Here is an 18,315-nt window from a genome sequence, read left to right as displayed (position 1 = left end):
GATCATTTTTGTGTGTGGATAAGCTCAAAAGCCGGGTGAATGACAAAATCCTTTAAATAATAGCAGATTCATTGGTGGTGGAACGGGGCCTGCGCCAAAATTGCCTAAATTCAGAACGATGGGAGCGCGCGTCACAACGGGCCTATCGAAAGAAGTGTATGCAGCAACACGAAGACGCATCGTCGGTGTTACTGGATATTCGCAACGATCGGGACCGACGAAGGTCACTATAAACAGGTAGAACATGTCGAGCCCAATCGATCTGGAAAATGCCGATGAGGAATTGGAAGAGCGCGGCGGTATCGTCGGTTTGCTGAACCGCTATCGCGCGCTGATCATCGCCGTTCTCACTGTCGCCGTCTTCTGCATCGCCGGCTATGCGATCTACGACCTGACCAATGAAGTGCGCTATGACGACGTCGTCCACGCCTTGACGACAACGAAGATCTCATCGGTGCTGCTCGCGCTGCTATTCACCGGCCTGAGTTTTGCTTCCCTGATCTTCTACGACCAGAACGCGCTTGACTATATCGGCAAGCGGTTACCGTTCCCGCATGTGGCGCTGACCTCCTTCAGCGCCTATGCGGTCGGCAATACCGCCGGCTTCGGTGCGCTCAGCGCGGGTGCGATCCGCTATCGCGCCTATACCCGGCTCGGCCTGTCACCCGATGACATCACCCGCGTCATCGCCTTCGTGACGCTCGCCTTCGGTCTCGGGCTGGCAGCCGTCGGCGCCATTGCGTTGCTTATTATCGCCGACGAGATCGGCCCGTTGATCAATGTCGATGGATTGTGGTTGCGGCTGGTTGCCATCGCCATTCTTGCGGCACTGGCCTTCGTCGTCCATGCCGGGCGCAACGGCCGCGAGGTTCGCATCGGGCCGATCGCCGTCCGTCTTCCGGATTCGCGCACCTGGTCCCGGCAGTTCCTCGTCACCGCATTCGATATCGCCGCATCGGCTTCCGTGCTCTACGTGCTGCTGCCGGAATCGTCGATCGGCTGGCCGGGCTTCTTCGCCATCTATGCCATCGCCGTCGGTCTTGGCGTGTTGAGCCATGTCCCGGCTGGCTTCGGCGTCTTCGAGACGATCATCATTGCCTGGCTCGGCAGCTCGGTGAACGCGGATGCGGTTCTGAGCTCGCTGGTCCTCTACCGCGTCATCTACAACGTCATTCCGCTCGTCATCGCGATTGCCGCGATCTCGGTGGCGGAGCTGCGCCGTTTCGTCGATCATCCCGTCGCTTCGAGCATGCGCCGCATCGGCGCTCGCCTCATGCCGCAATTGCTGTCGGCCTTTGCCCTGCTGCTCGGCATGATGCTGGTCTTTTCGAGCGTGACGCCGACGCCGGACCGGAACCTGATCGTGCTTTCCGATTACTTGCCGCTGTCGCTCGTCGAAAGCGCGCATTTCCTGTCGAGCCTTCTCGGCCTTGCGATCATCGTCGCAGCGCGCGGCCTCAGCCAGCGTCTCGACGGCGCCTGGTGGGTCTCGATTTTCTCGTCGCTGCTCGCCCTGTTCCTGTCGCTGCTGAAGGCCATTGCCCTCGTCGAGGCCGGGCTGCTCGCCTTCTTCGTCTTCAATCTCGTCGTCAGCCGTCGCCTGTTCAAGCGGCCGGCTTCGCTTCTCAACCAGACGCTCACCGCAGGATGGCTGACGGCGATTGCCGTCATCTGCATCGGCGCTATCGTGGTCCTGTTTTTCGTCTATCGCGATGTCGGATACAGCAACCAGCTCTGGTGGCAGTTCGAGTTTGCCGACGAGGCGCCGCGCGGCCTTCGAGCAGCCCTTGGCATTTCCATCCTGTCCTCGGCGATCGCGATCTTCAGCCTGTTGCGTCCCGCGACAAAGCGGCTGGAGCCCGTGACCGACGATGCGGTGACGCGCGCCGTGGAAATCGTCCGCAAGCAGGGTGTCGCCGACGCCAATCTGGTGCGCATGGGCGACAAGAGCATCATGTTCTCGGAAAAGGGCGATGCCTTCATCATGTACGGCAAGCAGGGCCGTTCCTGGATTGCGTTGTTCGATCCGGTCGGCCCGCGTCAGGCGCTCCCCGATCTCATTTGGCGCTTCGTCGAGGCCGCGCGAGCCGCGGGATGCCGCTCGGTGTTCTACCAGATTTCGCCGGCGCTTCTGTCCTATTGCGCGGATGCCGGTTTGCGCGCCTTCAAGCTGGGTGAATTGGCCGTGGTCAACCTCGCCAATTTCGAGCTGAAGGGCGGCAAATGGGCCAACCTCAGGCAGACCGCGAGCCGTGCGGTTCGCGACGGACTAGAATTTGCCGTTATCGAGCCTCAAGATATACCCGCTGCTATGGATGAGCTTGCCCATGTGTCGGACACATGGCTCTCCGATCACAATGCCAAGGAAAAGAGCTTTTCGCTTGGCGCGTTCGATCCGGATTATGTGTGTTCGCAGCTGATCGGCGTCTTGAAAAAGGATGGAAAGATCGTCGCATTTGCGAATATTCTGATGACGGAAACCAAGGAGGAGGGTTCCGTCGACCTGATGCGTTTTTCGCCCGATGCCCCGAAGGGTTCGATGGATTTTCTGTTCGTGCAGATTCTCGAATACCTTAAGGAACAGGGCTTTCAGCGTTTCAACCTCGGCATGGCGCCGCTGTCGGGCATGTCGAGACGGGAATCGGCGCCGGTTTGGGACAGGGTCGGGGGGACTGTGTTCGAACACGGCGAGCGCTTCTACAACTTCAAGGGGCTTCGTGCCTTCAAATCCAAATTCCATCCCGAATGGCAGCCGCGCTATCTGGCTGTTTCGGGAGGTGTCAGTCCAATGATCGCGTTGATGGATGCCACATTCCTCATCGGAGGCGGACTTAAGGGGGTCGTGAGGAAATGATCTTGAAATACGCAATGTCGTTGGCTTTCGCAGGCATGGTGTCGCTGGGCCTTCTGGTATCAGGCTCGGCCCGGGCTGAAGCTGACGATGCCAAATACGATCTGGGCGTGATTCCGGCGCCGCATATCATGCGTCCGCAGGGCAAGGTGACGAGCGAAGTCATTCTGATTTCAGACCTCGCCGGCTGGAGCGACAAGGAAAAGGCGGTCGCCGATAAACTCGTCGCCAGCGGCTCGCTGGTCATCGGCATCGACTATCCGTCCTTTCTGGCTTCGCTCAACAAATACGACGTCAGTCAGAATGACGGCTGCATCTATATCGTCGCGGATCTGGAATCGCTGAGCCAGCAGGTGCAGCGCTCCTTTGCCGACAGCACCTATCAGCTGCCCATCATTGCCGGCGTCGGCGCGGGCGGCGCCATGGCGCTGACCATTGCCGCCCAGACGCCGGATGCGACGGTCGCCGGCACGCTGGCCGTCGATCCGACAGCCGGCATCGGGCTGAAGCAGGAGCTCTGCACGCCTGCCGAAAAGAAGACCGATGGCGACATGGTCTCCCTGGGCTTGCAGGAAGGCGCTTTGCCCAATCCTATCCTCGTGACCTTCACGCCGAATGCACCGAAGGATGGTCGCGACCATGTCGAGGAGATCCAGAAGGAGCACCCCGACGTCCAGTCGACCGATTCCGGCAATGCAGATACCTATGCGGCGCTCGAGGCTTCGCTCGCCGACCTGATGAAGTCGATCGACAGCTCCAAGTCGCCGCTCGGCCTTCCTCTCGACGTTATGGAAACCACGCCGACCGAGGATACGCTTGCGATCGTCTATTCGGGTGATGGCGGCTGGCGCGATATCGACAAGGAAGTCGGCAGCTACCTGCAGGATCAGGGCATCCCGGTCGTGGGCATCGATTCCCTGCACTATTTCTGGTCGGAGCGCGATCCGCAGCAGACGGCCGATGACCTTGCCCGGATCATCGATTTCTACACCAAGCGCTTCAAGGTCAAGCATGTGGTGCTGGTGGGTTATTCCTTCGGCGCCGATGTGTTGCCGGCGAGCTATAACCGCCTGAAGCAGGCCGAAAAGGACAAGATCGTCCAGATGTCGCTGCTGTCGCTGTCGCAGAAGGTCGACTATGTGATCTCGGTGATGGGCTGGCTTGGCGCTTCAAGCGCGGGCAAGGGCGGCGATCCCGTCAATGACCTCAAGTCCGTCAATCCGAAGATGGTGCAGTGCGTCTACGGCAAGGACGATGACGAGGACGTCGCATGCCCGGTGCTGAAGGGCACCGGCGCCGAAGTCATCGCCATGGATGGCGGTCATCATTTCGATGACGACTACGAGGCCCTGGCGAACCATATCATCAATGGCCTGAAGAGCCGCCTTGGCGAATAGCACTCATGGCGCGCGGCACCCTTATTGCCGCGTTCCTTCCCGTCCTTCCCCGTCACCACAGGCAGATGCCTTTTCCCGGATGCCCGGCGCAGCATTCATTTGCTTCTTGCCGCGGCTGCCGCTAGTCGGGAAGGGCGCATAGCATGAGCGCCTGTTTTACGACGCCGCTCGCCGTCAGATCCAGAAAGGCCCACCCTTGTCCGCTGCATCGTCCTCCGCCTTCACCAAGACCTATTCCGGTTTCCTGTTCGACATGGACGGCACGATCATCAATTCGATCGCGGCCGCCGAGCGCGTCTGGGGCAATTGGGCCCGCGGCAAGGGTCTCGATGTCGAAAAGTTTATGCCGACCATGCATGGCAAGCGCGGTGTTGATACGATTGGCCAGTTGAATCTGCCTGGCGTCGATCCGGTCGCGGAGGCACTGAAGATCACCGAAGCCGAGATTGCCGATGTCGAGGGTGTGGTCGCACTGCCGGGCGCCGTCGATTTCCTCGCGTCACTGCCGCCGGAGCGCTGGGCGATCGTTACCTCGTCGCCCTATCGTCTGGCGCTGGCGCGGCTGGACGCTGCGGGGATCCCGGTGCCGCGCTTCATCGTCACGGCCGAGGATGTGAAGGTCGGCAAGCCTGATCCGCAAGGCTATATCCTCGGCGCGCAGCGCCTTGGCCTCAGCCCTTCGGAATGTCTGGTGTTTGAAGACGTCTTGGCCGGCGTCAAGGCGGGCGAGGCGGCGGGTGCCGATGTGCTTGTTATCACCGCGACGCATTCGCATCCGATCGAAACCAATCACACGATGCTGCAGAATTATGAAAACGTCCGGGCACACGTGGCTGGCGAAGGTCTGTTGTCGATCCTTCACAGGGATTGATCTCATCGCGCATTCACCGGCGGGCTTGCATGTCGCTTTCGCGCATTGCAATAGGCCGCCGGCTCATTATGTTTTCGTGATCTCATGAATTTCGCTAGGATCCGATGACCCCTAAAGAGCTGAAAGCCCGATATCGCAACGAATGCCTGGCGGCGCGCGATGCCATCCCGGCCGATGAGCGTATCGAAAAAGGCCTTGCCATGCTTGCCCATGGCGGCGATGTCATCGATGTCGAACCGGGAAGGGTTGTCTCCGGCTTCCTGCCGATCCGCTCCGAAGTGGATATAAGGCCATTGATGGCGCGGCTGCGGGAGCGCGGCGGGCGGCTTTGCGTGCCTGTGATCCTCGACCGCAGCACGATCGTCTTCCGGGAGCTCGTTGCGGGTGCGGCGTTAGTCCAAAGTGGGTTTGGGACCTTTGGGCCGGGACCTGATGCGGAAGAACTGGACCCGGATGTCATGCTCGTACCCCTTTCGGCGTTCGACAACACCGGCCATCGCATCGGCTATGGGGCCGGCTATTATGATCGCGCGATCGAGCGGTTGCATCAAAAAGGGTTGAATCCCCAGCTGATCGGCATTGCATTCGATTGCCAAGAAGTGCCATCAGTACCGGCTGAGCCGCATGATGTCCGTCTTGACGCGATTTTGACCGAGAGCGGACTCAGTTTCGTTTCGGAAGTGATTGGATAGCGAATGCGGCTGCTTTTTCTGGGTGACATGGTCGGCAAGACGGGACGAAGCGCGGTGTGGGAACGCCTGCCGGGGCTCGTATCCGACCTGAAGCTCGATTTCGTCATCGTCAACGGCGAGAATGCCGCCGGCGGATTCGGCATTACCGAGGATATCTTCCTCGAGACGATCAATGCCGGCGCCGATGTCGTGACGACGGGCAATCATGTCTGGGACCAGAAGGAAGCCGTCGTTTTCTGCGAGCGCCACGACCAGTTCCTGCGCCCCGCCAACTATCCGGCCGGCACGCCCGGTCGCGGCTCCGGTATCTATTATGCCCGCAATGGCGCCCGCGTCCTCGTTGCCAACATCATGGGCCGGGTCTTCATGCATCCGGAGCTGGACGATCCCTTCAAATCGGCAGAAGCCATCCTCGATGCCTGTCCGCTGAAGGAACAGGCCGATGCCATTATCTTCGATTTCCATGCTGAGGCGACGAGCGAGAAGCAGTGCTTCGGCCATTTCGTCGATGGTCGCGCGAGCTTCGTCGTCGGCACGCATACGCATGTGCCGACCGCCGACGCGCAGATTCTCAATGGCGGCACGGCCTATATATCGGATGCCGGCATGTGCGGTGACTACGATTCCTCGCTTGGCATGGAGAAGGAAGAGCCGCTCAACCGCTTTATTTCGAAGATGCCGAAGGGCCGTTTCGAAGCGGCTTCGGGGCCGGCCACCATCTGCGGCGTCGGGGTGGAGATTTCCGATGCGACGGGGCTGGCCGAAAAGATCGCGCCGCTGCGGCTCGGCCCACGGCTTTCCGAGACCATTCCGGACTTCTGGCGCTGATCGCTGCACGACAATTCATCATCGCCACACGATGACAAGAATGTGAGCAATCGCGCCTGATTGTTGCTGGACCCGTGTCCGCTCATGCCGCATCCTCTCGGGCTTGAGGGGATGGCATGATGCCGCGATTTCCTGTCCTTGCCGTGTTCTTCCTGTCGATGATGTTCTGCTGGAGCGCGGCTGAGGCCCAGCAAGAGCCTTTGCGCCCGCAGCCCAGCCAATGCCAGGCGATCGCGCAATCCCTGCCCAAGGCAACATTCGCCAGCTTTTCTCCTCCTGGTCCGACGCTTGCCAATGATCCCGTCGATGGCGTCATCAATGGCCCCATCGGTGGCGACGTGAAGATCACGTTCCTCGGCCACGCGACGCTCTTCATCGAAACGCCGGGCGGCGTTTCCATCGCCACGGATTATAGCGGCGCATATCCGCCGCCCTATACGCCCGAAGTCGTGACGATGAACAAGGCGCATCCGAGCCACTATACGCTGACGCCCGATCCGGCGATCAAATATGTGCTGCACGGGTGGAGCGATGTGCCGGGAGAGCCGGCAAAGATCCATATGACCGTGGGCGACACGCTGATCCGCAATGTCGTCACCGACATTCGCTCCTGGGGCGGTGGCGGCATCGAGGCCAACGGCAATTCGATCTTCATCTTCGAGGTGGCGGGCCTGTGCATCGGCCATCTCGGACATCTGCATTTCGAGCTGACCGATCAGCAATATGCCGAGATCGGCAGGCTCGATGTGGTGATGGTGCCGGTCGACGGTGGCCTGACCATGGGGGCCGACAGCATGAGCCGCGTGGTCAAGCGGCTGCGCTCGTCGCTCATCCTGCCCATGCATCGCTGGGGTCCGCCGGTCGACCAGTTCCTTGCCCTGTTCGGCCCGGACTTCGACGTAGCCTATGCGCCGACGCCAAGTGTCACGGTGTCGGTGAAGACCTTGCCGCGCAAGCCGCTGATCTATGTGCTCAAGGGGCTTTGATCGCCACGGCCGCCCCTGCGATCTTCTTGATATGCAGCATCCTCCATCCCCATTATCCGGCTTTTTGCTTGAATGAAGGCCGCTTCGCTCTTATAAGGCGCCATTCCCAACAAAAGACGTGAACAGGGGTGCCATGGCTGGCCATTCACAGTTTAAAAACATCATGCACCGCAAGGGCCGTCAGGACTCGGTGCGTTCGAAAATGTTCTCGAAGCTGGCGCGTGAAATCACCGTCGCCGCCAAGACGGGCCTGCCCGACCCGACCATGAATGCGAGCCTGCGTCTGGCGATCCAGAACGCCAAGGCGCAGTCGATGCCGAAGGACAATATCGATCGCGCCATCAAGAAGGCCTCCGGCGCCGACACCGAGAATTACGATGCGGTCCGCTACGAAGGCTACGGCCCAGGCGGCACGGCGATCATCGTCGAGGCGCTGACCGACAATCGCAACCGCACGGCTTCCAACGTCCGCTCGATCTTCACCAAGGCGGGTGGCGTGCTCGGTGAAACCGGTTCGGTATCCTTCTCCTTCGACCACGTCGGCGAAATCACCTACAAGCCATCAGTCGGCGATGCCGACAAGGTGATGGAAGCGGCGATCGAAGCCGGCGCCGACGATGTCGAAAGCGACGAGGAGGGCCATGTGATCATCTGCGCCTTCGAATCCCTCGGCGAAGTTGCCAAGGCGCTTGAAGCGACGCTCGGCGAAGCCGAAACGGTCAAGACGATCTGGCGCGCGCAGAACAACGTGCCGGTCGATGAAGAAAAGGCCCAGTCGCTGATCAGGATGATCGACAGCCTCGAAGATGACGATGACGTTCAGAATGTCTATTCGAACTTCGAAGTCTCCGAGGAAGTATTGGCCAAGCTCTCGGCCTGACCCCTCGCAATGAATCAGAAGAGCCGGCTGCAGCGATGCGGCCGGCTTTTTTGCTTGAGAGCATTTCCGCTTTTCTCCGAAATGCGAAAACGCTCTATCGCGTTGTTTCTTTGCGCAATTCCGGACGGAAAACCGCCGCGCACTTTTCCCGGAACTGCTTTATGGGGTCGTCGCGCGGGTGAAGTCGTCGCGGAAGGCGGTAAGATCCGGTGCAGCGACATCGGAGATGGCCCAGAAGACCAGCCCGTCAGCATACCATTCGACGAAATTGTAGCCGTCCTTTTCGGCGGTTCCCCGAGTTCCCGACGCGCCCGGCCAGATGAAGAGATTGATGACATGGCCGTGCCGATGATAGATCAGCGCCGCCACCACGCGGCCGTCGAGATAATCCACCCTGCCGCCGACGAGCGGAAAGCCTTGCACCGCCAGATCGACCACGGGCGGTGAAAAATCGATCTTGCCGTTGAACCATGGCTTCACGGTATGCTGGTCGGAGGTCAGCACGTCGGTCAGATGATCGGCCAGCATGGAGCGGACGTGGCTCGCAAGAAGTTGGTCTTCGAGGGTCTGGCTCTGCTGCGGCACGTTCAGCACCAGCATGAGGCTTGCGGCGAGCACCGCGAGCGACGGCACGAAGCTCCATTCTCGGACGAACCGCCAGAAGCGTTGCCACGGGCTTTCCGATTGGCTCGCGGTAATCGTTGCGCGCCTCATCATGGCCTGTTCCAGTGTAAGCGCCGCCCGCACGCGGGCATGGACAGCCTCCGGCGCCTGCCATTTCACGCCTTCGTGCGCTGAAACACGCTTGACCATCAGAGCATTCTCCATCTCGTCGGCACATTCCCGGCAGGTAGCCAGATGCGCCTCGAAACGCGCGGCATTGGCTGCGTCCAGTTCGCCGTCGATGAAGCCGTGCAGCAAATCCGCCCATTCGCCATGATCATTGTGCTTCCCACCGCTCATCGCGCCGCCTCATTTCCTTCGAGGCTACGCCAGACTTCGCCGAAATCGCGACGGGCCCGGGCGAGGCGCGACATGACGGTGCCGATCGGGGCATCGATGATCTCGGCGATTTCCTTATAGGAGAGATCCTCCAGCTCGCGCAGGACCAGGACTTCGCGCATGGTATCGGGCAGCTTGTTGATGACCTCGCGCACGCGCAGCGTTTCCGTCTTGCGGATAAAGGCTGCCTCCGGCGTGTCCTCTTCGGATGCGGGATCGGGGGAGGGCGAGCCTTCATCGAAGTCTCTGTCGTCGCCCATCGGCTGTTCATAACGGGCCTTGCGCCGCCCCTCCTGCAGCCAGGCGTGATAGCAGTTGCGGACGATGGTGAAGGTCCAGGCCCGCGCATCGCCATCGCGGAAACCGCCAAAGCCGCGATAGGCGCGAAGATATGCCTCCTGCACGATGTCCTCGGCGGCATTGGCGTCCCGGCTCAGGAAGCGCGCGAAATTATAGGCGGCGTCCAGATGCGGGATGATCGTGTGCTGGAAGCGTCGCATGGTCTCGTCGGGAGAGGAGATCGCATGCTGCAACGACGCGGCATCTGCCGATGGTTTCGCCATCGTCATGAGGACGGCGCGTTTGAGCGTTTTCGGTTCAGCAACAAGCGCGCGCAGGCGGGTCGGAAGTCGCGCCAGCCTGCTTGTCGCGGTGTCTCGCAGCCAGCGCCAGGTCCACCAGGTCCATGTGTGGAATGGGTCGCCGAACGTTATCGAACTCATAATTCGGGCGTCTGTCATCATGATCCCCGCAAAACGCCGATGCCGACTGTAAGCTTCGGATAGGGCGCTTGCAATGTTGCCTGAAAGGCTAGATCGCGCTCGCGCAGGTTTTATTCCCGATCGAATACAAAAATTCGCGGGCGCGAAAAGCGGATGCGCGCCATTCCATCGTTTCAATCCATGTTCGCTAAAATAATCAAATATATTTCAATAGCTTGCGAGAATTCCGCGTGCTGCGGGGAATAAGTACCCACGACCGCCGATCTTCTTCCTCAGCGGATGGCCGCGATCACTCGCGACCTCCGCTTGGCCCGAAAGCCATAACCCTGAGGAGATAGTGCGATGTTTGATATGACCCGCCGCGCCGTGCTCGGCACGGCCGCCGCCGCGGCAGCCTTCGGGCTGTCGTCGAAGCTCGAATTCATCCCGCAAGCCTTTGCCGCAACACCGCTGGAGCCGACGGTCGGCTTCTACAAATACAAGGTCGGTTCGATCGAGGTCACGGCCGTCTATGACGGTATCTGGCGCAAGCCGCACGACCCGGCCTTCATCAAGAATGCTTCCGTCGACGACACCAAGGAAGCACTCTCCAAGGCCGGCCTGACGACGGAGTTCATGCCCATTCCGCTGACGGTCGTCGTTCTCGATATCGGCGGGCGCAAGATCATGATGGATGCCGGCTCGGGTGTCGGGCAATGGCAGACCAATGCCACGCATCTGCCGGCCAACATGGCCGCCGCCGGCATCGACTACAAAAAGATCGATACGATCATGATCTCGCATTTCCATCCGGACCATGTCTGGGGCCTGATGGAAAAGGGAACGAATGAGGCCGTCTTCCCGAATGCCGAGCTGATCGTCAACGCGGCCGAATACAATTGGTGGACCGATCCCGGCCGCGTCGACAAGCTGGCGGAGGGCCGCAAGGAGGCCGGCCGGCGCATCGCCTCCGTCTTCCCGAAATGGAAGAACTGGAAGCTGGTCGATGATGGTGCCGAAGTGGCACCGGGCGTGCGCATCATGGCGGCACCCGGCCATACGCCGGGCCATTCGATCTTCCTCGTCGACGGCGGCGGCGAGCAGCTGATGGTCTCGGCCGACATCATGTATGTGCCGGCGCTGCTCGCCCCGCATCCGGAATGGCAAGGCGCTTACGACCAGGACGGTCCGATGGCCGTTGCAACCCGCCGCAAGCTGATCGATCGCGTCATTGCCGACAAGATCAGGATCTGCGGCTCGCATTTCCCGTTCCCGGGCTCCGGCACCTTCGTCAAGGACGGCAATACCTACGGATTCACCCCCACCATCCAGGCCTGAACGGCCAAACAGAGGAGCAAGACCATGTTCAAATATGCCATTTTCGGGTTCGCCGGCCTGTGTGCCGTCACCATCCTTCCGGCCGCCACCGCAGGCGTCGCCTTTGCCGTCGACAATATGGAATCGACCGACGCGCCGGATCTGACCTCGGTGCGTGCCAAGATCGATGCGAAGGATTATACCGGCGCGCTCGCCGAGCTTCGCGACATTGCCGAGGAGCATCAGCAGGCCGATGTCTACAACCTGATGGGCTTCACCCTGCGCAAGACCGGCGACTTCCGGACATCGCTGACCTACTACACCAAGGCCCTGGAACTACAGCCGGATCACAAGGGTGCGCACGAATATCTCGGCGAACTCTATGTCGAAACCGGCGAAATGCCCAAGGCTCGCGAGCAGCTTGCCGCGCTCACCAAGCTCTGCCCAGCGGGCTGCGAAGAGCTTGAGGACCTGACCAAGGCGATTACCGCCAAGGCAACCAACTAACTCGGCCTCAACCGATCCGGCGGCATTTCCATTCGACCGAGTCGTGGAGATGCCGCCGGGCGGGATCGGAAGCCGCGCGGATCTTGATGGGAAGGAGATAGGCCATGGAATTCGAAGAGGAGAGTGCCGTTCTTGTCAATATGACCGATATGGCATTGCTGTTCGGCCGCATACTACTGTCGTTGCTCTTCCTGGAAGAGGGCATCGAGCTTGCCAGTAATCTCGACAATGCGTTGGATGCCATGGCCAGACTGGGCGTCATGGCCCCCGTCGCGATTGCAACCATCGTGCTGCAGCTTGGCGCGGGTCTCGCCATTGCGCTTGGTCTGATGACCCGGTTGGCGGCGTTCGGCCTCGGGCTGTTCTGCCTGCTGACGGCAATGCTCTTTCACACGAACTTTGCCAGCCACAACGAGCTGCTGCACTTCGAAAAGGATTTGGCGATCTCGGGCGGCATGTTCGCGCTGATCGTCGCCGGCGCCGGCAAGCTGTCCCTGGACATGCTCATCCGGCGTCATTGGAAGACGAGGCTCGTGGCTTGAGCCCGTCCGTCATCCGGTGAGCCGGATATACGAAATCGGCTCACCGGATATTCTCCTTTTCTGGAAAATCAGGACACTTTCTGGAAGCTTGGAAGTGTCGCGAACAGCTCCACCGATTTCAAGCGTGCCTCGATGTCGTGAATCGGCATCGAAATGATGACCTCATCGGCCTCGGTGTCCTTGATGAATTGCGAGAGCTTCGTTTCGGCTGTTGCCGGCGAGCCGACCACGGCGTAGCGCAACGTATTTTCCACGTTCAGCTTTTCCATCGGCGTCCAGAAATCATCCATGTCGCTGCGCGGGCGCGGGAAGGGGCCGCGCACGTTGCGGCGAAGATTGACGAATTGCTGCTGCGCGGAGGTGAAGTGATATTGCGCCTCTTCATCCGTGTCGGCCACCGCGCCCATCACGCCGACCATGACATAGGGCTTGCCGAGCGTGGCCGATGGCGTGAAGCGCTCGCGGTAGATGCCGATGGCATCGAACAGTGCTTCCGGCGCGAAATGCGAGGCGAAGGCATAGGGCAGGCCGAGCATGCCGGCGAGGTGGGCGCTGTAGAGGCTGGAGCCGAGGAGCCAGATCGGCACATTGGCGCCATGACCGGGAACGGCAAGGATGATCTGGTTCTCGTCGGCGGGGCTGAAGAGATGCTGCAGCTCGACGATATCGTTGGGGAAGCTTTGCGCGCCGGCCTCGATATTGCGGCGCAGGGCCTGCGCGGTGCGCATGTCGGTGCCCGGCGCGCGGCCGAGGCCGAGATCAACGCGGCCGGGAAACAGGGCTTCCAGCGTGCCGAACTGCTCGGCAATCACGAGCGGCGAATGGTTCGGCAGCATGACGCCGCCCGAACCGATGCGGATGCGCGAGGTTGCCGCGCCGACATGGCCGATGACGACCGATGTCGCGGCGCTGGCGACGCCCGGCATGCCGTGATGCTCGGCGAGCCAGAACCGGTTATAGCCCAGCTCTTCCGCCTTCTGCGCCATGCGCTTCGAACTGTCGAAGGACTGGCGGATGGTGCTGCCTTCGGCAACGGGCGAAAGATCGAGGATGGAAAAGGGAACCATGGCAAGAAACCTGCGTGGTGGACGGGAGGGTTGCCTCCACATGTAGGAGTGCCGGCCGCTCATTCCAAACCCTGTCGCCGCAATTTCGTCACGATGTTTTCGGCGTGGCGCTCAGAGGCGCAAACTGTGTCTTGTTTTTGTTTTGTTCACATTTTTCTGGCACATGTCAGGCCTGAAAGATAGGTTGACCCCATGCAGAATACGATTCGCATCATCGGCATCGATCCAGGCCTGCGCCGCACCGGCTGGGGTATCATCGATACGCTCGGTAATTCCCTGCGTTTCGTGGCATCGGGAACCGTGACGTCGGATGGCGACATGGATCTCGCATCCCGTCTTTGCCAGCTGCATGACGGGCTTGCCGATATCGTTCACAGCTATCAGCCGGATGAGGCGGCGGTCGAACAAACCTTCGTCAACAAGGATGCGGTAGCGACACTGAAGCTCGGACAGGCGCGCGGCGTCGTCATGCTGGTCCCGGCTCGCGCCGGCCTGCCTGTTTCGGAATATGCGCCGAATGCGGTGAAGAAGGCAGTGATCGGCGTCGGTCACGGCGAAAAGCAGCAGATCCATATGATGCTGAAAATCCTGATGCCCAAGGCCGAGTTCAAGGGCAACGACGCGGCCGATGCGCTTGCTATCGCCATCTGCCATGCCCATAACCGCGGCGCCAGCCGGCTGCGGCAGGCGGCATTGGCAGGGTAGTTTGTTCTTGACTTGTTCTTGTGGTAATGATAATTCTTACCGCGAGATTGGAGAGCAGGAATGCGTGTGACATCCAAAGGACAGGTGACCATCCCTCGTGACTTGCGCGAGTTGGCCGGCATAGAGCTCAACAGCGAAGTCATATTTTCCATCGAGGATGGAAAGCTGGTCGTTTCGCCCAAGAATGGTAAGCGGGAAATCGAGGATCGGCAGCGGCTCGATCGGTTCATGGCCACTCTCAAGCGCCTGGAAGGGACCGGCGATCAGGATATCGACGCCGAAGCGCTGATGTCGATGACGCGTGACCGGTAATCATGGTCACCATCGTCGACACGAATGTGCTGGTTGATCTGGCGATACCTGGTTCAGCTTGGCATGGCTGGTCCAGCGGCCAGGTTTTCTCCGCTTTCAAGCGAGGGCCTGTTGTCATCAACCCCATTATCTATGCGGAATTCTCGGTGCGTTACAGCAGCATGGATCGAGTGGATGAGCTGCTGCCGCAAAGCGAGTTTCGCCGTGAAAGCCTGCCCTGGTCAGCAGCCTTCGCCGCAGCGGCGGCTTTTCGGGTTTATCGTCAGGCTGGCGGCGGGAGAGAACGCATTCTTCCTGATTTTCTGATCGGCGCACACGCTGCGGTGCGCGGCTATTCCATATTGACGCGAGATCCCAAGGGCTACCGTGTCTACTTTCCCTCGCTTGACCTCATCTCTCCCGAAACCCACCCCTGACGGACATCACCCATGATCGGCAAGCTGAAAGGCACAATCGAAGAGATCGGCGAGGACTATGTGCTCGTGGACGTCCATGGCGTCTGCTATGTCGCCTATTGCTCGGCGCGCACGCTGTCGAAGCTCGGCTCCGTCGGCGAGGCCTGCGTTGTCTTCATCGAAACCTACGTCCGCGAGGACCAGATCCGGCTCTTTGGTTTCATGACAGCCATGGAACGCGAATGGTTCAACATCGTGCAGACGGTTCAGGGTGTCGGAGCGAAAGTTGCGCTCGCCCTGCTGTCGACCCTCACGCCGGCTGAGCTCGCCAATGCGATCGCCTTGCAGGATCGTGCCGCCGTCTCGCGGGCGCCGGGCGTCGGCCCGAAAGTGGCCATGCGCATCGTGACCGAACTCAAGAACAAGGCGCCGGCCCTTGCCGGCGATGCGATCAATATCGGGCTCAAGCAGGAGCTGGGCGAAGGGGTTGCCGCTGCACCCGTTGCCGACGCCGTTTCGGCGCTGACCAATCTCGGCTATTCGCGCGATCAGGCCGCCAATGCCGTCGCAGCTGCGATGAAGGCGGCCGGCGAGGATGCCGATAGCGCCAAGCTGATCCGGCTCGGCCTCAAGGAACTGTCGCGGTGAGGCTTTGCACCTTCCGCAATCCTTACTATTGTCGCAAAGTCGAGGGATCGAGCTTCGGCGTTCCTTCGTCAAAAAATATTTTTGATGTGGTGGGTTTGATACCGCCTTCGGCGCGGGAGCCGCAAAACGCATACCGGGAATGGAACCTCTGACATGAGTGAAGCCGCACGTCTGATATCGCCGGAAAAGCGGGGCGAAGACATCGATGTGACGCTCAGGCCGCAATCGCTGGACGAATTCACCGGCCAGGCAGAGGCGCGCGCCAATCTGAAGATCTTCATCGAAGCGGCCAAGGGGCGCGGCGAGGCGCTGGATCATGTGCTGTTCGTCGGTCCGCCCGGCCTCGGCAAGACGACGCTGGCGCAGATCATGGCGAAGGAACTCGGGGTCAATTTCCGTTCGACCTCCGGCCCCGTCATCGCCAAGGCGGGCGATCTTGCGGCGCTGCTCACCAATCTCGAGGAGCGCGACGTGCTCTTCATCGACGAGATCCATCGTCTCAATCCGGCCGTCGAGGAGATCCTCTATCCGGCGATGGAGGATTTCCAGCTCGATCTCATCATCGGCGAGGGACCGGCAGCGCGTTCGGTCAAGATCGATCTCGCCAAGTTCACGCTAGTCGCCGCCACCACCCGTCTCGGCCTGCTGACGACGCCGTTGCGGGACCGCTTTGGCATCCCGGTGCGGCTGAGTTTCTATACGGTCGAGGAGCTGGAGCTGATCGTTCGGCGCGGTGCGCGGCTGATGGGTCTCGGCATGACGGATGAAGGCGCGCGCGAGATCGCGCGCCGTGCGCGCGGTACGCCGCGTATCGCCGGCCGGCTGCTGCGGCGCGTGCGCGATTTCGCCGAGGTCGCCAAGGCCGAAGCGGTGACGCGCGAGGTTGCCGACGAGGCCCTGACGCGGCTTCTCGTCGACAATGTCGGCTTTGATCAGCTCGACAAACGCTATCTCAACATGATCGCGGTCAATTTCGGGGGCGGTCCAGTCGGCATCGAAACCATTGCCGCCGGCCTCTCCGAGCCACGCGATGCGATCGAGGATATTATCGAGCCCTATATGATCCAGCAGGGTTTCATCCAGCGTACGCCCCGCGGCCGTGTTTTGACCGCGATCGCCTGGAAACATCTCGGCATGCAGCCGCCCAAGGATCTGGAGGCCGCACAGTTCGGGTTGTTCCGGGAGGAAGATTGAATGCTCGGCCGTCGTGCCTTTTTGAAGCTTTTCGGCGGCAGCATATTCGGATTGATGGCACTTGGGGGATATGCCTTCGGGTATGAGCCGGTCGTCCGTCTCAATGTCACCCGCTACGCCTTGGTCCCGCCGGGATGGACGCAGGGGCTGAAGCTCAGGATCGTGGCGCTTGCCGATTTCCATGCCTGCGAACCGTGGATGAGCACCGAGCGCATCGCGTCGATCTGTGCCCGCGCAAACCAACTCGGCGGCGACATTATTTTGTTGCTCGGCGATTATACGTCGGGAACCGATCTCATTACCGCCCGGGTCGATCACCGCCTATGGGCGGCAGAACTGGCAAAGCTGCGGGCGCCGCTCGGCGTTCACGCCATCGTCGGCAATCATGATTGGTGGCATGATTCGACCGCGCAAAGAACCGGCCACGGACCAACGTTCAGCCACCGGGCATTGGAAGCTGCCGGCATAGAAGTCTATTCCAACCGCGCGGCGCGCCTGGAGAAGGACGGACAAGCCTTCTGGCTCGCCGGCGTCGAGGATCAGCTGGCTTTGCGCCGGAGCATGCGTTGGAAGCGCCCCTTTACCAGGGGACTTGACGATCTCGGCGGCACGCTGGCGCAGGTCGGCGACGATGCGCCCGTGATCCTTCTTGCGCACGAGCCAGATATTTTTCCCAACGTTCCCCAGCGCGTTTCGCTCACCCTTTCGGGACATACGCATGGCGGGCAGGTGAGGATTTTCGGCTGGTCGCCCTATTCGCCCTCGCGCTATGGTGACCGGTATGTCTATGGCCATATCGTCGAGGAGGAGCGCCATATCATCGTTTCCGGCGGCCTCGGCTGCTCCATCGCGCCGGTCCGCCTCGGCGTTCCGCCTGAAATCGTCGTAATCGATGTGGGGTAAGGGATCATGCCGAAACGCAAACACATCAGATTAAATTCTGGCCGTGCGCGCTTCCAGATGCGCGTTGCGGGGCTTGGATTTCGGGACGGATATGTCCTGGTGCATCGTGCCGTACACGAGCACTTCTGGACTTTTCCCGGCGGCCGCGCCGAGATCGGCGAGACCTCGGAAGAGACGTTGCGGCGGGAGATGATGGAGGAGATCGGCGTTGACGTTACGGTCCGGCGCCTGCTGTGGTCGGTCGAGAATTTCTTCCATTATGAGCAGCTGGACTGGCATGAGCTCGGCCTCTACTACCTGATGGATATTCCCGTGGAATTTCCCTTCGATCCTAAGGACATCGTGCATCGCATTCAGGATGGCGACAACGATCTGGAATTCAAATGGGTGCGGGCGACGCGAGAGGCGCTGGTGGCACTCGACATCCCGCCCTATTTCATCGCCGAGGAAATCGAAAACCTGCCGCTGACCTCCCGCCATCTCGTCTGGCGGGACGGTGATCTCGACAAGGCTTAGG

Annotated in this window: 20 protein-coding genes; 17 read left to right on the top strand and 3 right to left on the bottom strand. The window is 60.6% G+C overall.

All coding sequences use genetic code 11. The annotated features are described in order from the left end of the window. Positions 1 to 244 precede the first annotated feature (244 nt). The 7 genes from mprF (at position 245) to CCGE531_RS15205 (ending at position 8,505) form a co-directional block, all read left to right on the top strand. Positions 245 to 2,854: a bifunctional lysylphosphatidylglycerol flippase/synthetase MprF gene (gene mprF / locus CCGE531_RS15235; protein WP_120664931.1), complete on the top strand. Its 2,610-nt coding sequence runs from the start codon at positions 245 to 247 to the stop codon at positions 2,852 to 2,854. A 35-nt stretch (positions 2,855 to 2,889) separates the two neighbouring features. Next, a complete protein-coding gene (locus CCGE531_RS15230; RefSeq protein ID WP_245459160.1) occupies positions 2,890 to 4,248 on the top strand; it encodes an AcvB/VirJ family lysyl-phosphatidylglycerol hydrolase in 1,359 nt (452 codons plus the stop codon). Positions 4,249 to 4,444: 196 nt separating this feature from the next. Continuing rightward, the gene (locus tag CCGE531_RS15225; RefSeq protein ID WP_120664929.1) at positions 4,445 to 5,119 is read left to right on the top strand and encodes an HAD family hydrolase; all 675 of its coding nucleotides are present in this window, start codon (positions 4,445 to 4,447) and stop codon (positions 5,117 to 5,119) included. 104 nt (positions 5,120 to 5,223) lie between these two features. Continuing rightward, positions 5,224 to 5,811: a 5-formyltetrahydrofolate cyclo-ligase gene (locus tag CCGE531_RS15220; protein WP_120664928.1), complete on the top strand. Its 588-nt coding sequence runs from the start codon at positions 5,224 to 5,226 to the stop codon at positions 5,809 to 5,811. A 3-nt stretch (positions 5,812 to 5,814) separates the two neighbouring features. Beyond that, positions 5,815 to 6,639, top strand: a complete 825-nt coding sequence (locus tag CCGE531_RS15215; protein ID WP_120664927.1) for a TIGR00282 family metallophosphoesterase — start codon at positions 5,815 to 5,817, stop codon at positions 6,637 to 6,639. 116 nt (positions 6,640 to 6,755) lie between these two features. After that, a complete protein-coding gene (locus CCGE531_RS15210) occupies positions 6,756 to 7,625 on the top strand; it encodes an MBL fold metallo-hydrolase (protein ID WP_120664926.1) in 870 nt (289 codons plus the stop codon). Between the two features lie 133 nt (positions 7,626 to 7,758). After that, complete coding sequence (locus CCGE531_RS15205) at positions 7,759 to 8,505, top strand: YebC/PmpR family DNA-binding transcriptional regulator (protein ID WP_120664925.1); 747 nt, start codon at positions 7,759 to 7,761, stop codon at positions 8,503 to 8,505. Positions 8,506 to 8,664: 159 nt separating this feature from the next. On the opposite strand, the gene CCGE531_RS15200 is transcribed toward CCGE531_RS15205, so the two are convergent. Continuing rightward, the gene (locus CCGE531_RS15200) at positions 8,665 to 9,468 is read right to left on the bottom strand and encodes an anti-sigma factor (protein ID WP_120664924.1); all 804 of its coding nucleotides are present in this window, start codon (positions 9,466 to 9,468) and stop codon (positions 8,665 to 8,667) included. After that, complete coding sequence (locus CCGE531_RS15195; RefSeq protein ID WP_120664923.1) at positions 9,465 to 10,229, bottom strand: sigma-70 family RNA polymerase sigma factor; 765 nt, start codon at positions 10,227 to 10,229, stop codon at positions 9,465 to 9,467. The genes CCGE531_RS15200 and CCGE531_RS15195 overlap by 4 nt, the downstream gene beginning before the upstream one ends. 342 nt (positions 10,230 to 10,571) lie before the next feature. Here CCGE531_RS15195 and CCGE531_RS15190 point away from each other — a divergent pair, with 342 nt between their 5' ends. From CCGE531_RS15190 to CCGE531_RS15180, 3 genes are all read left to right on the top strand, one after another. Further along, positions 10,572 to 11,546: an MBL fold metallo-hydrolase gene (locus CCGE531_RS15190; RefSeq protein ID WP_120664922.1), complete on the top strand. Its 975-nt coding sequence runs from the start codon at positions 10,572 to 10,574 to the stop codon at positions 11,544 to 11,546. A gap of 24 nt (positions 11,547 to 11,570) precedes the next feature. Continuing rightward, on the top strand, positions 11,571 to 12,032 hold the full coding sequence (locus CCGE531_RS15185; protein ID WP_120664921.1) for a tetratricopeptide repeat protein: 462 nt from the start codon (positions 11,571 to 11,573) through the stop codon (positions 12,030 to 12,032). A 104-nt stretch (positions 12,033 to 12,136) separates the two neighbouring features. Beyond that, positions 12,137 to 12,574 carry a DoxX family protein gene (locus CCGE531_RS15180; RefSeq protein WP_120664920.1) on the top strand — a complete coding sequence of 146 codons (438 nt, stop codon included), beginning with the start codon at positions 12,137 to 12,139 and terminating at the stop codon, positions 12,572 to 12,574. A gap of 68 nt (positions 12,575 to 12,642) precedes the next feature. On the opposite strand, the gene CCGE531_RS15175 is transcribed toward CCGE531_RS15180, so the two are convergent. Further along, positions 12,643 to 13,641, bottom strand: a complete 999-nt coding sequence (locus tag CCGE531_RS15175; protein ID WP_120664919.1) for an LLM class flavin-dependent oxidoreductase — start codon at positions 13,639 to 13,641, stop codon at positions 12,643 to 12,645. Between the two features lie 192 nt (positions 13,642 to 13,833). Between CCGE531_RS15175 and ruvC the strand changes: the two genes are divergently transcribed. The 7 genes from ruvC to CCGE531_RS15140 all read left to right on the top strand — a co-directional run bounded on the left by ruvC (position 13,834) and on the right by CCGE531_RS15140 (position 18,314). Then, positions 13,834 to 14,346: a crossover junction endodeoxyribonuclease RuvC gene (gene ruvC, locus CCGE531_RS15170; protein ID WP_120664918.1), complete on the top strand. Its 513-nt coding sequence runs from the start codon at positions 13,834 to 13,836 to the stop codon at positions 14,344 to 14,346. A 60-nt stretch (positions 14,347 to 14,406) separates the two neighbouring features. Further along, positions 14,407 to 14,658, top strand: a complete 252-nt coding sequence (locus CCGE531_RS15165) for an AbrB/MazE/SpoVT family DNA-binding domain-containing protein (RefSeq protein WP_120664917.1) — start codon at positions 14,407 to 14,409, stop codon at positions 14,656 to 14,658. 2 nt (positions 14,659 to 14,660) lie between these two features. Next, positions 14,661 to 15,074, top strand: coding sequence for a type II toxin-antitoxin system VapC family toxin (locus CCGE531_RS15160; protein WP_120664916.1), 414 nt, complete (start codon positions 14,661 to 14,663; stop codon positions 15,072 to 15,074). A 12-nt stretch (positions 15,075 to 15,086) separates the two neighbouring features. Beyond that, positions 15,087 to 15,701 carry a Holliday junction branch migration protein RuvA gene (gene ruvA, locus CCGE531_RS15155; protein WP_120664915.1) on the top strand — a complete coding sequence of 205 codons (615 nt, stop codon included), beginning with the start codon at positions 15,087 to 15,089 and terminating at the stop codon, positions 15,699 to 15,701. A gap of 153 nt (positions 15,702 to 15,854) precedes the next feature. Then, positions 15,855 to 16,895, top strand: a complete 1,041-nt coding sequence (gene ruvB, locus CCGE531_RS15150) for a Holliday junction branch migration DNA helicase RuvB (protein WP_120664914.1) — start codon at positions 15,855 to 15,857, stop codon at positions 16,893 to 16,895. Then, positions 16,896 to 17,798 carry a metallophosphoesterase gene (locus tag CCGE531_RS15145; RefSeq protein ID WP_120664913.1) on the top strand — a complete coding sequence of 301 codons (903 nt, stop codon included), beginning with the start codon at positions 16,896 to 16,898 and terminating at the stop codon, positions 17,796 to 17,798. It begins immediately after the preceding gene. 6 nt (positions 17,799 to 17,804) lie between these two features. Further along, a complete protein-coding gene (locus CCGE531_RS15140; RefSeq protein ID WP_205586445.1) occupies positions 17,805 to 18,314 on the top strand; it encodes an NUDIX hydrolase in 510 nt (169 codons plus the stop codon). The last annotated feature ends 1 nt before the right edge of the window (position 18,315 follow it).

This window comes from Rhizobium sp. CCGE531 (genome assembly GCF_003627795.1).
Lineage (GTDB): Bacteria > Pseudomonadota > Alphaproteobacteria > Rhizobiales > Rhizobiaceae > Rhizobium.
This window is presented reverse-complemented; position numbering and strand designations above follow the sequence as displayed.

What these genes read in the sequence shown, in the direction of transcription:
- mprF (WP_120664931.1), top strand. Translation starts at nt 245, where the DNA reads ATGTCGAGCCCAATCGATCTGGAAAATGCCGATGAGGAATTGGAAGAG.
- CCGE531_RS15230 (WP_245459160.1), top strand. Translation starts at nt 2,890, where the DNA reads ATGGTGTCGCTGGGCCTTCTGGTATCAGGCTCGGCCCGGGCTGAAGCT.
- CCGE531_RS15220 (WP_120664928.1), top strand. Translation starts at nt 5,224, where the DNA reads ATGACCCCTAAAGAGCTGAAAGCCCGATATCGCAACGAATGCCTGGCG.
- CCGE531_RS15215 (WP_120664927.1), top strand. Translation starts at nt 5,815, where the DNA reads ATGCGGCTGCTTTTTCTGGGTGACATGGTCGGCAAGACGGGACGAAGC.
- CCGE531_RS15210 (WP_120664926.1), top strand. Translation starts at nt 6,756, where the DNA reads ATGATGCCGCGATTTCCTGTCCTTGCCGTGTTCTTCCTGTCGATGATG.
- CCGE531_RS15205 (WP_120664925.1), top strand. Translation starts at nt 7,759, where the DNA reads ATGGCTGGCCATTCACAGTTTAAAAACATCATGCACCGCAAGGGCCGT.
- CCGE531_RS15200 (WP_120664924.1), bottom strand. Translation starts at nt 9,468, where the DNA reads ATGAGCGGTGGGAAGCACAATGATCATGGCGAATGGGCGGATTTGCTG.
- CCGE531_RS15195 (WP_120664923.1), bottom strand. Translation starts at nt 10,229, where the DNA reads ATGAGTTCGATAACGTTCGGCGACCCATTCCACACATGGACCTGGTGG.
- CCGE531_RS15190 (WP_120664922.1), top strand. Translation starts at nt 10,572, where the DNA reads ATGTTTGATATGACCCGCCGCGCCGTGCTCGGCACGGCCGCCGCCGCG.
- CCGE531_RS15185 (WP_120664921.1), top strand. Translation starts at nt 11,571, where the DNA reads ATGTTCAAATATGCCATTTTCGGGTTCGCCGGCCTGTGTGCCGTCACC.
- CCGE531_RS15180 (WP_120664920.1), top strand. Translation starts at nt 12,137, where the DNA reads ATGGAATTCGAAGAGGAGAGTGCCGTTCTTGTCAATATGACCGATATG.
- CCGE531_RS15175 (WP_120664919.1), bottom strand. Translation starts at nt 13,641, where the DNA reads ATGGTTCCCTTTTCCATCCTCGATCTTTCGCCCGTTGCCGAAGGCAGC.
- ruvC (WP_120664918.1), top strand. Translation starts at nt 13,834, where the DNA reads ATGCAGAATACGATTCGCATCATCGGCATCGATCCAGGCCTGCGCCGC.
- CCGE531_RS15165 (WP_120664917.1), top strand. Translation starts at nt 14,407, where the DNA reads ATGCGTGTGACATCCAAAGGACAGGTGACCATCCCTCGTGACTTGCGC.
- CCGE531_RS15160 (WP_120664916.1), top strand. Translation starts at nt 14,661, where the DNA reads ATGGTCACCATCGTCGACACGAATGTGCTGGTTGATCTGGCGATACCT.
- ruvA (WP_120664915.1), top strand. Translation starts at nt 15,087, where the DNA reads ATGATCGGCAAGCTGAAAGGCACAATCGAAGAGATCGGCGAGGACTAT.
- ruvB (WP_120664914.1), top strand. Translation starts at nt 15,855, where the DNA reads ATGAGTGAAGCCGCACGTCTGATATCGCCGGAAAAGCGGGGCGAAGAC.
- CCGE531_RS15145 (WP_120664913.1), top strand. Translation starts at nt 16,896, where the DNA reads ATGCTCGGCCGTCGTGCCTTTTTGAAGCTTTTCGGCGGCAGCATATTC.
- CCGE531_RS15140 (WP_205586445.1), top strand. Translation starts at nt 17,805, where the DNA reads ATGCCGAAACGCAAACACATCAGATTAAATTCTGGCCGTGCGCGCTTC.